Below are 14,253 nucleotides of genomic sequence, written 5' to 3'. Positions count from 1 at the left end.
CCCAGAGTAACGTGACGACATATGTGCGGATTTTTCCAGTCCATCAAATTTGTTCGTAAAGGATATTCACGAAAAGCATTTGATAAAATGGGCGGCTATTTATACCATAGACACCTACAAATTACCAAAAGTTTTTAGAGATCATGAATAGTACTTATACAGCCCCTCGCCGATTAATTAAAACTCCTGATGAAATTGAAAAAATGCGCATCGCAGGCAAGCTGGCGGCTGAAGTGTTGGACATGATTAAGCCGCATATTGTCCCGGGTGTAACCACGCTTGAACTCGACACCATTTGTCATGATTATATCGTCAATATTCAACAGGCCATTCCAGCATGTTTGGGTTATGGAGCAGCGCCTGGTCGACCAGCGTTTCAGCATGTCATTTGCACCTCGGTCAACCATGTGGTTTGTCACGGCATTCCTTCTGAAAACAAAGTGTTAAAACATGGCGATATTTTAAATATTGATGTCACGGTGATTAAAGATGGTTATCACGGTGATACCAACATGATGTATGTGGTCGGTGGTGAAACTTCTATTCTGGCAAATCGCTTATGTAAAGTGGCTCAGGAAGCTATGTATCGCGGTATGGAAACTGTAAAAGCAGGCTCTTATATTGGCGATATTGGCTATGCGATTCAAAAATATGTGGAATCAGAACGTTTTAGCGTAGTACGTGAATATTGTGGACATGGCATTGGAACTGTCTTTCATGATGAACCACAAGTCTTGCACTATGGTCAAAAAGGTACGGGGATGCAACTTGAAGCAGGTATGACATTTACCATTGAGCCTATGGTCAATGCGGGTGTCTGGCAGACGAAACTTTTAGGCGATAAATGGACGGTGGTCACTAAAGATCATAAATTATCTGCACAATACGAACATACCATTTTGGTGACTGAAACTGGTCTTGAAGTTTTAACTGCACGTCCAGAAGAAGACTTATCACGTTTTCAAAAATAGTTAAATCCTCATCTTTTCTTCATAAAGGCTACATTTTTGTGGCCTTTTTTGTGTATTTTTACAGTATTTATTATGCATATTTTCAAAAAACATACCTAGTATTTCATTTTCATTACATTTATTAATTTTTTTTGAACATTGTAAAAAATAAAAAAGCGTTATGGTGGGCGCATAAAAATTATCTACAAACGTAAATTGGACATGGAGTCCCCTCATGGAAAAGTCTTTGCTAGGAATAGCGACGAGTCTTATTGTACTGCCCACTTTATCTTATGCCGATTCACCTTATTTCAGTTTTAAGGATGGCGATGGCTTTAAGCGTTTTTCCGCCTCGATTGGTTGGTTACATGCCATGCCACAAGGAAAAGCCAATAATGTCAATGTGAATACCAGTATTGCTGAAGGAACTACCGCCAAAGTCGGAGAAGTTTCAAAAGATGCCGTACTTAATGCTGCGGTAAAAGATTCAAATCCTCTACTTTATGGTGCTCTGCAACTTCTGCCTTTAGAAACTTTACCGAGCGGTTTATCTGGCACATCAACTATTAATGGATTGTCTAATTGGCAGGCGGATGGAACTGGTCTCGAAGCAGATGATGTTGATACTGTCGGCATGATGCTGAACTACCATTTTACCGATCATGTCTCTCTTGAGGTTAAAGCAGGTATTCCACCCAAAGTGGATATAAAAGGTAAAGGCGATATTTATGCACCTTTGTCAGGATCAGCGGATACTCCATTGGGTTCAATAGATCTTAAAAAAGATATTCACATCACTGATTTAACTCAGGGTGGTAAGGCAGCCTCAGTACGCGCTTGGTTACCTGCCGCAGAATTACATTACCAATTTGGTAAATCAGGTGTAAATAAATTCCGTCCCTATGTAGGTGTTGGGGTGATGTATGCCTATTTTAATGATGTAAAACTGAACTCAGGGATTGAATCAGATTTGGTTGCCGCAGGTCACATGATTCAAAATATTCACGATGGACAAGCTGGTGCAGCATTAGATGGTAAGACATCCTCTGCCGATCCACGAGTAAAGGTCAAAACTACCGATACTTTTGCACCAATTGCAACTTTAGGAGCAACCTATGATTTTAATGAAAATTGGTTTGCTGCTGGTTCAGTGTCTTATTCAAAAATGAATAATGAAGCCAAAATTAGCGTCACTGACAATAATACAGGTAAAGAGTTGATCAATGCTAAAACCAAAATCGATATTGACCCCATCATTACTTATGTTGGTGTAGGTTATCGTTTTTAATCTATTTTTACGATTAAAGCAGCTTAGGCTGCTTTTTTTATTAGTGTAACTTTCAAATAATAGAGAGGCTGTATCGAATTTTGTAGATTCGTGATCTACAATAGCGCCAAACTATTATTTCTTCGTCGATAAATATGTCTAATCCAAATACTACATTTTCTAAGACCATGATTTATATGCTCATTGGAAGTGCATGTATTTTGGCATTGTCATTGGGTGTACGACATTCTTTTGGCTTGTATTTAGTTCCCATGAGTCATGAATTTGGCTGGAATCATCAAGTCTTTAGCCTTGCCATCGCCATGCAAAATTTAATTTGGGGTGTAGTTCAACCTTTTACTGGGGCTTTGGCAGACAAATACGGCAGTAAGAAAGTCGTTGCTTGTGGCGGGGGTCTTTTTACGCTGGGCTTATTATTAATGGCTTTTAGTTCAACTGGATTATTACTCAATCTCAGCTTAGGCCTGATTTTAGGAATGGCGCTCTCCGCAACCTCTTTTTCTGTTCTTCTTTCTGCCGTTGGACGAGCGGCCGCTCCAGAAAAACGCAGTATGGCGATGGGAATTGCCAGTGCCGCAGGCTCTTTCGGTCAATTTATCATGCTTCCAACTACCCTATTGTTATTACAACATTTTGGCTGGTCGGCAACTTTAATCATCAGTGCAATTCTAATTGCATTGATTATACCGCTCGCATTGACACTAAATGCACCTGCTTATCGAGCGCCTAGCTTTAGTGCCATTCAACCAAATAAAACATTTAAAGAAATTTTAACGCTTGCCAAAAATCATAGACCCTTTTGGTGGTTAGCGTTAGGATTTTTAGTCTGTGGCTTTCAAGTCGTATTTTTAGGTGTACATTTACCGGGTTATTTGATTGATCATGGGTTCGATGCCACAACAGGAACTATCTTTTTAGCTTTGGTTGGACTTTTTAATATTTTTGGAACTTATGGCGCTGGCTGGCTCGGCGATCGTTATTCAAAACCTAAATTATTAATGCTTCTGTATGGCTTACGCGGCATCGCGATTATCGCATTTCTGTTAATTCCGCTTTCTAATATCACCGTTTATGCTTTTGGTATTGTAATGGGACTACTCTGGTTATCCACCGTACCATTAACCAATGGTATTGTTGCCAATATGTTTGGTGTTCAATACTTGTCTATGCTCAGTGGTATTGTATTTTTCACTCATCAGGTCGGTTCATTTTTTGGTGGCTATCTGGGCGGACTCAATCACGATATGACAGGAAACTACAATGCAATCTGGATGATTTCAATTGCATTGAGTATAGTAGGTGTATGCGTACACTTCTTTGTCACTGAGGAGAGTGTGGTTGATGATTAGTCTAAATTCACTTAAATATCTGGTCGCTTTCTTTGTACTGACTGCTTTGGTGATGGCAATTTATATGTGGTCAAAAACACCTGAACTTTTTCATTATTTCAATCAGGCATTTTGTCCTCATTAAAATCAGATATTTGTTTATCACAAACACTTAAAAATATATAAAACAAATGGATAGATTAAAAAAATAATCCATCATAAGCTTTGCATTTTTTCTCATTTTAATATGTTGCAGGTCTTTTCTATGCTTGGATAATTCCCAAATAATTAGAGCGATATTAGATGAGCAGCCTAACGCAACTTTCACAAGCCATTCATGATGCACCACGTTGGCATCAGCCAGAATATTTTCAGCATACACATGAAATCCAAATTGTGGCTCAGAAAGACCAAGCGCTGGGCGCAGTAGTGATAGGGCTTGATGCAAGCAAGGCTCAATCTGGTGAAACTATTTTTAAACTCAAACGTGCATTGGCCGAACATTTAATTCTTATTTTTAAAAATCAACGTTTAGATGATTTACAATTTTTGGCTTTTGCTAGTTACTTTGGTTCAATTTTTCGCCCAAGTAAAGACAACCCAGTGCTAGGCTATGACTTAGAAACAGGTGTCCCACCCGATGTTGTTCCAGTTTCCAATGCAGTTGGTCAGGGTGATTATACTGGTCACGGCGAACTTGCTCCACATGCCGATCATCAGTGGACACCACTTCCCTCGTTTGGCTCTTTACTGTATGCGATTGAATTACCTCAAGATGGTGGAAGAACTTCATGGTTCAATACCATTGCTGCTTATGATGCTTTGGATAAAGCAACCCAAGCCCAAATCGATCAATTACAACTGATTACTTATAATCCTTTTGTTCGTGCGCAAAGCAATAAAGGCTCAGGCAATTATAGCAATAGTCCTTTGTATCGTTTCAAGGATCAACCCATTTTAGGACATGCGTATCCTCACCCATTGGTACGCACCCATCCAGAGACTGGACGTAAAGCATTATGGCTCAATAGCAAAAGTGAAGTTGAATTGGTCAATTATGATGATCAGGCAGGTGCAAAATTAATTGCAGAATTACGTCAACATCTAGAAAAACCTGAGTTTCGCTATCAACATCAATGGGAAACTGGAGATATTGTCTTTTGGGACAATCAAGTGACGTTGCATGCTAGAGAGCCGTTCCCAGCCGATCAAAGACGTTTGTTAAAAAGAATTAGCTTGGCAGGCAGTCGCCCCTTTTAATAAAAAATCTAAATTGTCATAAAACGATCAAATTTGTCTGTTTTAATAAAAAGAAAAACAAAACAAAAATAATCAGAGGTCATCGCAAAAAAGCCCGTCAAATGACGGGCTTAATTTTATCCAGACCAATATTTTCTAAATATTCGATCTTAGAACAGTCGATTTAAACCATTTAACGCAGCCACACGATAGGCTTCTGCCATCGTTGGATAGTTAAATGTAGTTTCCATAAAATACTTCATCGAATTATTTGGACTTTGCATGACGGCCTGCCCGATGTGAATAATTTCAGAAGCATTATTGCCAAAACAGTGAATACCCAAAATTTCCAAAGTATCACGATGGAATAAAATTTTAAGCTCGCCCACCGTATCACCCGTGATTTGCGCACGTGCCAAATGACGGAATGATGACTGACCAACTTCATAAGGAATTTTTTCTTCAGTCAACTGTTGCTCAGTTTTACCAAAACATGAAATTTCTGGAATGGTGTAAATCCCTGTCGGAATATCGGTTACAGGTTTTACATTTTCCTCGCCACTCATATTGGCACCCGCACAACGACCTTGGTCATACGCCGCAGAAGCTAGCGAAGGCCAGCCGACAACATCACCCGCTGCATAAATATTTTCAGCTTCAGTCTGGTATTTTTCATTGACTGCGAGCTGACCGCGGCTGTTCGGAGTCACACCCACGTTTTCAAGTCCCAAACCATCTGTGTTGCCTGAACGCCCATTACACCAAAGAATTGCATCGGCTTTGATTTTCTTACCACTTTGTAGATGCAGAACCACATAATCATCGTGTGTTTCCAAATGATCAATTTGTTCATTATGGCGAATTAATACACCTTGTTCACGCAAGTGATAAGACAATGCATCTGCAATTTCATCATCCAGATAACTCAGTAGTTTTTGTTGCGTATTAATTAAATCGACTTTGTGATTTAAACCAATAAAAATAGAAGCGTATTCACAGCCAATCACCCCCGCACCATAAATAATGATTTTTTGAATAGTGAAGTCCAAATCCAGAATTTTATCCGAATCAAACACACGTGGATGTTTAAAATCTAAACCTTGTGGCTGGGATGGGCGGCTACCCGTTGCGATGACTAATTGATCAAATACGATCGTTTCCTTGACCCCTTCAGGATTGAAAACGATGGCTGTATTTTTATCCTGAATATACGCGCGCCCATGAAACACATCGATATTATTGCGATCGTAAAACCGTGTATGCGTCGCAACTTGTTGTTGGATCACACGATGTGCATTACTTAATACCTGTTTCATAGTGAATTTTTTCCATTCACCGACTTTTTGAAACATTGGATCACGTTGATAACGAATAATACTAGAAACAGTTTGACGAAGTGCTTTACTTGGAATCGTACCAACATGGGTACAGTTGCCACCCAGTTGCTCTCGAATATCCACAATTGCAACTCGCTTACCCGCTTTTGCAAGCTTCATTGCCGCGCCTTCGCCCGCAGGTCCTGAACCGAGAACTACCGCATCATATCTAACGAAATTCCCACTAATGACCTCTTTCTTACGTGGCATTTAAAGCTCCTGTGCAATCTAATTATGCTGCTATTTTATAACAAACTATAGCTAATATGCTGTGCAATAATGTATTTCTCAAGCCAATATCTTTGCATAACGACATTTTTTAAATGAATAGTGAATTTGCCCAATTTACGGCTAAGTCCGTTATAATAGTCAAATGAAATCCTCTCGAATCACAGTGGAACAGTTGACTATGTCTGAAAACCGTAAACCAGAACAGGGTGTAAAGCTACGTGGCGCAGAAAAAGTTGCCCGAATTCCTGTAAAAGTTGTCCCTACGGTTGAAGTCCCGCGTAAGCCTGACTGGATCCGCGTAAAAATGACCGCGCCTGAAGAGGTGCAACGTATCAAAACCACACTTCGTTCGCAAAAATTACATACCGTTTGTGAAGAAGCTGCTTGTCCGAATCTACCAGAATGCTTTGGTGGTGGTACTGCCACTTTTATGATTATGGGTGATATCTGTACTCGTCGTTGTCCATTTTGTGATGTTGCACATGGTCGTCCAAATGCATTAGATGCTGATGAACCGCGCCATATGGCAGAAACAATTTCGAACTTAAAATTGAAATATGCGGTCATTACCTCTGTTGACCGTGATGATCTACGCGATGGTGGTGCACAACATTTTGTAGATTGTATTAAAGAAGCGCGTGCTTTAAGTCCAAATACCTTATTAGAAATTTTAGTTCCTGATTTTCGTGGGCGTATGGACATTGCGCTACGTATCATGACCGAATGCCCACCCGATGTGTTTAACCATAATATTGAAACTGTACCGCGCCTTTATAAAGCCATGCGTCCTGGTTCAGATTATCAGCATTCTTTAAACCTGCTCAAAATGTTTAAGGAATATTGTCCTGACATTCCAACTAAATGTGGCTTGATGGTGGGTATTGGTGAAACTGAAGAAGAAGTGATTTCTTTATTGAATGATCTACGCGAACATGATGTTGACTATGTCACCATTGGTCAATATTTACAGCCTTCTAAACAACATGCGCCAATTGACCGTTTTGTGAGTCCTGAAGAATTTGAACGCTATGCAGAGCATGGCCGCAAACTCGGCTTTAGAAATATCTGGTCTGCACCAATGGTACGTTCAAGTTACTTTGCAGATCGTCAATATCATGGTGAACCTGTACCAGCAGTTCGTCGTAAAGTGGATCCTGCTAAAAAAATTACAGTTCAGACAATCGAAGCGTAATAAATCGATCTCTCTATTAAAACCTCTCTCCACTGAGAGGTTTTTTTATTTCTGATCATCTCCAATACTCAAAAAATAAAATCGTTCTCTAAAAGGTCAAAACTATTGATCTGTCATCATCTTTTAAGCAAATAACCAATATATTTTTTATATTTAACTCTCATGCTTTACAGTAGTTTACTGCTCTTGCTGTTTAAATATTTCTCTGAAATGCTATAGTAAAATTACGGCAAAAGAGTCAATTAAAAATGTGGTTTAACTCTATATCTCAAGCTCTAACGTCATGACACCTATTCTTTATTTTTGTCTGATTCCATTACTTACCCTCATTTTTATCGCGCAATTGCCATATATGCCCTTCACTTTGCTCAGTGTATGGGGCGTTATGCTCATCGTCATCATTTGGCGTTATTCAAAAGGTAAAATTACGCCAATCTCTAAAAGCTTATTAGTGGTATTTGTCTTAAGCTGTCTTGCTGCCATTTATATAAAGTTTAAAAGTTTTTGGGGTGTAGAAGCTGGCGTCGCGTTACTTAGTACTTGTTTATTTGCAAAGTGTTTGGAAAGTAAAAATATTAGAGATTTATTAATTTCCTTTAACTTTGGATTATTTGTTAGCGCGAGTTTATTTTTACATAGTCAGTCTTTTGTAATGACATGTGTAGTACTTCTTTGCTTAATTTTTTGTTTTATCGGTTTATATCGGATTCAGACCACAAAATTTTTATCGCAACACAATAAAAAAATATCCATAAAAAACGATTTAAAACTTGTGACAAAATTTTTAACCATCGCAATTCCTTTTTTTATTGTGCTTTTTATTTTCTTCCCACGCCTCCCCCCACTTTGGCGAGTTCCTATAGCATCTGGTCAAGCTGTCACAGGAATGAGTGATCGTATGTCTCCAGGAGATATTGCTCAATTATCACAATCTTCGGCATTGGCTTTTCGGATTCTTGGTGATCTCAAGCAACTTCCACAACGACAGGATATGTATTGGAGAGCGATGGTACTGGATGACTACGACGGTGCAACTTGGACAAATAACGCGATCAATCAAACACCTGTTCATTATGATAATGAACGCTTAAAAGCCATAGATTATCAATATTTATCGGCTGAACCTCAACAAACATGGATCATGTCACTGGAGCACTCTGTCCCTGCTGAGTCAACTTATCAAATGTATGCGGATGGCAGTATAAAAGCAGGTCGAATGGTTCAAAGCAATCAGCCTATTCATCTGAGTTGGATAGGTTCAAAAGATTTTAAATATCAAAATGCTGAAACTAATCTTCAACATTCACAACAGCTTAATTTTCCACTCCAATCCAAAACTCAAATATTGGCTAAACAGCTATGGCAACAAAGTCATGCGCAACCTGAACTTTATATCAATAATGTTTTACAGTGGTATCGACAACAAAACTTTGTTTATACACTATCACCTGGAATTTTAAGTGGAAATCGAACAGATCAATTCTTATTTGAAACAAAAAAAGGATTTTGTGAACATTACGCTTCAAGCTTTGTACTGCTGATGCGTTATGCAGGTCTTCCCGCTCGGGTTGTCATTGGCTATCAAGGAGGGCAAATGGCACCTGATGGTCAAAGTTGGGAAGTTCGACAGCTGGATGCTCATGCGTGGAGCGAAGTTTATATCGATGGAATCTGGCAACGTGTCGATCCAACAGCTGCCATTGCACCTCAGCGTGTAGATGAAGGCATGCAGCAATATCTACAACAAAATGATCATATTTGGGGCGAGCAAACAGGTCATTTTTGGAAGCAACAGAATTTTAACTTTGTTAAAAACTTAAGGGTCTGGAGTGATTACTTAGGCTATCAATGGCAAAATAAAGTTGTCGGTTATGATGTCGATCGTCAGAAAAGTTTTTTATCGAAATTAGGTATTTTTTCTATCTATACTTATGCACTGATCATGATAATAACTATTATCGTTTTGGTTGCGCTGTTTGCCGTGTGGCTTTGGTTTAGAAACATAAAACAAAGGTCTAGAATTGAGCGTGACATTTTAAAATTTCAGAAAAAGTTACCACAATCTCTCAAAAGACGCACTAGTGAAACCTTTAAACGCTGGATGTTTAGATTAGCGCAAAATGTTCAACAACAAGAATCTTTTGATGAAATTATAAAAACATATGAAAAACTGACCTTTTCTAGGCAATCTACACATGAAGACCATATAAAATTCAAGCAATTGCTTAAAGACTGTTCATCTGAATTAAAGCGTACAGAAAAAACTTGTCATCCTGCTGAAAACTGAATATGATTGCTCACACTTAGGCGTATAGCTCAGTTGGTTAGAGCGCTACGTTGACATCGTAGAGGTCTCCAGTTCGAGTCTGGATATGCCTACCAAATACTTAAAATCATATGCTGTTACATAACTTTATATGAGTATTAAACCCTTAAATTATCTTGATTTAAGGGTTTTTAATCGCTTTATATAACCTTATATAGCGATATATAAGAAGCTACACGTTGTATCCCTTTACAATAATTGGACTACTCCCAGTATCCTAAACAAGAAACAGCATCATTTTGAAGCTGATTCAAATGCTTCTGGACTCATCCCATCGAGATGCGAATAGCGTCTGACTCGATTGTAAAACATATCTATATAATCAAACACATCTGCACGAACTATTTCTCGAGTTTTATAGACTCACTTTTTAATTCTTTCCTTCTTCAAGCTGCTAAAAAAGGATTCAGCAACACACCCTAATAATGAAATTGGTAATTTTGTCAACACGTCAATGACATACAAATTTTCATTTGCTTTCGGTGGAGTGTTTTTTATTGTCGATTGTTGATCTATTGAACAAATCAACTTTTATCCTCACAGAAATATTAAATTATTTGTTATCCTTTCAAGCTATCCATTTTCCAATATTGCTCAGGAATTATGGCTAGTTTAAAGCAAGCAAAACCTACACTCATGTTTGTGAGCAAGTTAGATTTGTTTAGATTTCACCCAACTTTATTGGATATTCCACCTATGTCGATCACTGTTAAATATATTGAAAATAAAGGATTTAATAACAATGAAAGATAATAACGGCATGGTAGACGTCTCTCAACACACCCCTATGATGCAACAATATCTAAAAGTCAAAATGGAACATCAGCATGCTTTACTTTTTTATCGCATGGGTGACTTTTACGAACTTTTTTTTGACGATGCACGTAAGGCAGCCAAGTTATTAGGTATTACCCTGACCCATCGCGGTAAAACCAATGGTGAACCTATTCCTATGGCTGGCGTACCTTATCATGCGGCCGAAGGTTATCTAGCACGTTTGGTCAAAGCAGGACAAACGGTTGCAATTTGTGAGCAGGTGGGTGAGGTTACAGGCAAGGGACCTGTTGAGCGTAAAGTCGTTCGTATTATTACGCCAGGGACCATTACTGATGATGCATTGCTAGGCAGTTATCAATCTTCAAATTTGGTCGCGCTGTGTATTCAACAAAATAAAATTGGACTGGCTTTACTAGATTTAAGTGCCAGTATTTTTAAGGTTCAGGAACACGAGTTTAAAACTGAACAATTAGCAATTGAGCTTTCACGCTTAATGCCGAGTGAAATTGTCGTCGATGAAGATTTAGTCGATCAGAATATTTTGGAACAGATTAAAAAACAATTAGACTGCCCGATTACCAAACGCCCAAATGTTGACTTTAATCTCAACAATGCCCAAAAAACCTTATGTGATCAGTTTGCTGTTGCAACACTTTCTGGCTTTGGAATTGATCATTTCCCCCTTGCCAAAGCCTCTGCTGCGGCCTTAATTCACTACGCCAAAGAAACTCAAAAAACTGCTCTGCCACATATTCGCTCGATTCAACTTGAACAAAGTTCAGATTTTATTGCCCTTGATCCGATTACTCGCCGCAATCTGGAAATTATCGATCCACTATTTGAACATGGGACGTCTTTGTTCAATTTAATCAATGACTGCCAAACTGCTATGGGTGGTCGTTTACTCAGTCGTACCTTAATGCAACCTATCCGTGATACTGCTCTTCTGGATGCGCGACTGGACGCGACGGAGCAGTTATTAACCGGTTATCACGAATCGCCTGTGCGCTTAGTATTAAAGGAAATTGGTGATATTGAACGTGTACTAAGTCGTGTTGCATTGAGCAGTGCGCGTCCACGTGATCTAGTTCAATTACGTCATGCATGTGCTCAAATTCCATTTCTGAGACATGCATTACTGCCTGTAATTCAGGCAAAATCCTCGATCTTACTCACCGACCTCGACCAGCAATTGGGCGATTTCAAAGACCTCCATCAATTACTTTTATCTGCAATTGTAGAAAATCCGCCCGTACTACTGCGTGATGGTAATGTGATTGCCGAAGGTTATGATGGTGAACTGGATGAGCTACGCAAAATACGTGATCATGCAGGACAGTTTCTGATTGATCTGGAAATCAAAGAACGGGAACTCAGTGGTATCCCGACGTTAAAAATTGGCTATAACCGAGTCAGTGGTTATTATATCGAATTGACACGTGCGCAGGCAGAGCAAGCGCCTGAACATTATATTCGTCGCCAAACCCTAAAAAATGCCGAGCGTTATATCACACCAGAACTTAAAGGTTTTGAAGATAAAGTTCTTTCCAGTGAATCCCGCGCGCTTGCCCGCGAGAAACTACTATTTGAAAACTTGCTTGAAACGCTTAGACAAAATATTGCCAATTTGCAAATGATGAGTGCAGCGATTGCCCAGATTGATGTCTTGGCAAATTTTGCGCATCAAGCACGTTTGCAACACTGGAATCGTCCTGAGTTTAGCCCTGAGATCGGGATTAAAATTCATGCAGGGCGTCATCCAGTGGTCGAAGCATTAAGTAAAACACCCTACACTCCAAATGATACCTTTTTAGATAGTCATCATCGTATGGCGATCATCACTGGGCCGAATATGGGGGGTAAATCTACTTTTATGCGTCAAACCGCATTGATTAGCTTATTGGCATATTGTGGTAGTTATGTGCCTGCTCAATCCGCCAAACTAGGTCCGATTGATCGAATTTTTACTCGTATTGGTTCAGCAGATGATTTATCAACAGGTAAATCGACCTTTATGGTCGAAATGACTGAGACCTCGCAAATTTTGCATCATGCTACCCATCAATCTTTAGTTTTGATGGATGAAGTCGGGCGCGGTACCAGTACCTATGACGGTTTGTCCTTAGCTTGGGCCTGTGTACTTGATTTGACCAAGCGCATTAAATGTTTATGTTTATTTGCGACGCATTATTTCGAGTTGACTGAGCTTGGCAGCGAAGCAGGGATTGATAATTATCATGTGACTGCTAAAGAAATGAATGGCAACTTGATCTTGCTGCATAAAGTACAACATGGCCCTGCTAGCCAAAGTCATGGTTTACAAGTCGCAAAACTCGCGGGCATCCCTGCTGGCGTGATTAAAGAAGCGCAGAAACGCTTAAAAATACTGGAAAAACAGCAGCAGCAACATATTCAATCCGCAGTACAAAATGATTTATTTAATGCGGTTGAACATGAAATTGAAACCCCGATGGTTGAAAAGATTATTGAAGTCGAAGCTCAATCCCCTGCACTGGAAATGCTGAAACAAATTGATGTCGATAACTTGACACCTCGTCAGGCACTTGAACAGCTTTATTCATTAAAAGCGACTCTCAATTCTTGAAATAGCTTATGGAACAGATCACACATAGTGGTCTGTTCTGATCATTTATCTTATTCATTTCAATTTACATACAAGGACAAATCTTTGACAACTTTTTACTCCCCTTTAAAACAAGATAATGATAAAAATAAAGGTATATTCAAAATAGGAAAATAAAAATGTCACGTGGAGATAAATCAGCCTATACCGATAAACAAAAACGCCAAGCTCAACATATTGAAGAAAGTGAACGAGAACGTGGACATTCTCAAGAAGAAGCTGAACGAATTGCATGGGCAACGGTAAATAAACAAGATGGCGGTGGCCTAAAAAACTCACTTAAAACCAGTAAATAATGGTTTAATTGAGAGTTACTATCAACTACAGTGATATAAATCAGTCCTTTTCATCAATCCGAATAATAAATATCAATAAAAGGAATTGTTAGTCGCCCCCTTTTTTGCCTAAAATACAGCATTCGGAATTAGAACCATATTTTTTAGGTAGCTGTCGCCATGACCTTCGTTGTCACTGAAAACTGTATTAAATGTAAATACCAAGATTGCGTAGAAGTATGCCCAGTTGATTGTTTCTACGAAGGCCCAAATTTTTTGGTGATCAATCCTGATGAATGTATTGACTGTGCGCTATGTGAACCTGAATGCCCTGCCAATGCAATTTTCTCAGAAGATGAATTACCAGAAGGTCAGGAAGTCTTTATTGAACTTAATGCTGAACTGTCTGAAAAATGGGCAGGCAATAATATTACTCAAATTGGTGAACAACCTGCTGATCGTGAAGAATGGAACGGTAAACCAGATAAGCTTCAGTATTTAGAGAAATAATTGCAAATTAGACCAGCAAAAGCTGGTCTTTTTGTATCTGAATCACACATTTCATTGCAATTTTTCCTCATTTTATCCATCCTTTTCGATTAGAATAAGCCCAATTTAAAGTAAGCA

The 14,253-nt window shown here is 39.0% G+C and carries 11 protein-coding genes, 1 tRNA gene and 1 pseudogene; 11 read left to right on the top strand and 2 right to left on the bottom strand.

Translation table 11 applies throughout. The features are described 5' to 3' along the window. Positions 1–143 precede the first annotated feature (143 nt). The 5 genes from map (at position 144) to J500_RS00335 (ending at position 4,826) form a co-directional block, all read left to right on the top strand. The gene (gene map / locus J500_RS00360; protein ID WP_004988627.1) at positions 144–971 is read left to right on the top strand and encodes a type I methionyl aminopeptidase; all 828 of its coding nucleotides are present in this window, start codon (positions 144–146) and stop codon (positions 969–971) included. A gap of 214 nt (positions 972–1,185) precedes the next feature. Then, positions 1,186–2,238 carry an OmpW/AlkL family protein gene (locus J500_RS00350; protein ID WP_034697659.1) on the top strand — a complete coding sequence of 351 codons (1,053 nt, stop codon included), beginning with the start codon at positions 1,186–1,188 and terminating at the stop codon, positions 2,236–2,238. Positions 2,239–2,372: 134 nt separating this feature from the next. Beyond that, on the top strand, positions 2,373–3,587 hold the full coding sequence (locus J500_RS00345; RefSeq protein ID WP_034697656.1) for an MFS transporter: 1,215 nt from the start codon (positions 2,373–2,375) through the stop codon (positions 3,585–3,587). Then, the gene (locus J500_RS17815) at positions 3,580–3,711 is read left to right on the top strand and encodes a hypothetical protein (RefSeq protein ID WP_004996870.1); all 132 of its coding nucleotides are present in this window, start codon (positions 3,580–3,582) and stop codon (positions 3,709–3,711) included. The genes J500_RS00345 and J500_RS17815 overlap by 8 nt, the downstream gene beginning before the upstream one ends. Positions 3,712–3,869: 158 nt before the next feature. Continuing rightward, entirely contained in the window at positions 3,870–4,826 is a 957-nt protein-coding gene (locus J500_RS00335; RefSeq protein ID WP_004996866.1) for a TauD/TfdA dioxygenase family protein, read from the top strand. 149 nt (positions 4,827–4,975) lie between these two features. Here the strand turns inward: J500_RS00335 and sthA are convergent, their stop codons facing one another. Then, positions 4,976–6,391 carry a Si-specific NAD(P)(+) transhydrogenase gene (gene sthA, locus J500_RS00330; RefSeq protein WP_034697653.1) on the bottom strand — a complete coding sequence of 472 codons (1,416 nt, stop codon included), beginning with the start codon at positions 6,389–6,391 and terminating at the stop codon, positions 4,976–4,978. 199 nt (positions 6,392–6,590) lie between these two features. On the opposite strand from sthA, the gene lipA reads away from it, so the two are divergent. From lipA to J500_RS00315, 3 genes are all read left to right on the top strand, one after another. Continuing rightward, a complete protein-coding gene (gene lipA, locus J500_RS00325; RefSeq protein WP_004996863.1) occupies positions 6,591–7,604 on the top strand; it encodes a lipoyl synthase in 1,014 nt (337 codons plus the stop codon). A gap of 283 nt (positions 7,605–7,887) precedes the next feature. Then, on the top strand, positions 7,888–9,891 hold the full coding sequence (locus J500_RS00320) for a transglutaminaseTgpA domain-containing protein (RefSeq protein WP_034697650.1): 2,004 nt from the start codon (positions 7,888–7,890) through the stop codon (positions 9,889–9,891). A gap of 18 nt (positions 9,892–9,909) precedes the next feature. After that, positions 9,910–9,986 (top strand) — tRNA-Val (locus J500_RS00315). 178 nt (positions 9,987–10,164) lie between these two features. Here the strand turns inward: J500_RS00315 and J500_RS17015 are convergent. Next, positions 10,165–10,344 (bottom strand): annotated as a pseudogene (locus J500_RS17015) (IS3 family transposase); the annotation flags it as partial. A gap of 328 nt (positions 10,345–10,672) precedes the next feature. Between J500_RS17015 and mutS the strand changes: the two are divergent. The 3 genes from mutS to fdxA all read left to right on the top strand — a co-directional run bounded on the left by mutS (position 10,673) and on the right by fdxA (position 14,136). Then, positions 10,673–13,312: a DNA mismatch repair protein MutS gene (gene mutS / locus J500_RS00310; protein ID WP_004996860.1), complete on the top strand. Its 2,640-nt coding sequence runs from the start codon at positions 10,673–10,675 to the stop codon at positions 13,310–13,312. A gap of 158 nt (positions 13,313–13,470) precedes the next feature. After that, the gene (locus J500_RS17470) at positions 13,471–13,647 is read left to right on the top strand and encodes a hypothetical protein (protein ID WP_004996857.1); all 177 of its coding nucleotides are present in this window, start codon (positions 13,471–13,473) and stop codon (positions 13,645–13,647) included. A gap of 159 nt (positions 13,648–13,806) precedes the next feature. Further along, positions 13,807–14,136 (top strand): ferredoxin FdxA, encoded by a 330-nt coding sequence (gene fdxA / locus J500_RS00300; RefSeq protein ID WP_004652744.1) that lies wholly within the window; start codon positions 13,807–13,809, stop codon positions 14,134–14,136. The last annotated feature ends 117 nt before the right edge of the window (positions 14,137–14,253 follow it).

The sequence above is a fragment of the Acinetobacter sp. 479375 genome (genome assembly GCF_000581715.1).
GTDB classification, from domain to species: Bacteria; Pseudomonadota; Gammaproteobacteria; order Pseudomonadales; family Moraxellaceae; genus Acinetobacter; species Acinetobacter ursingii.
This window is presented reverse-complemented; position numbering and strand designations above follow the sequence as displayed.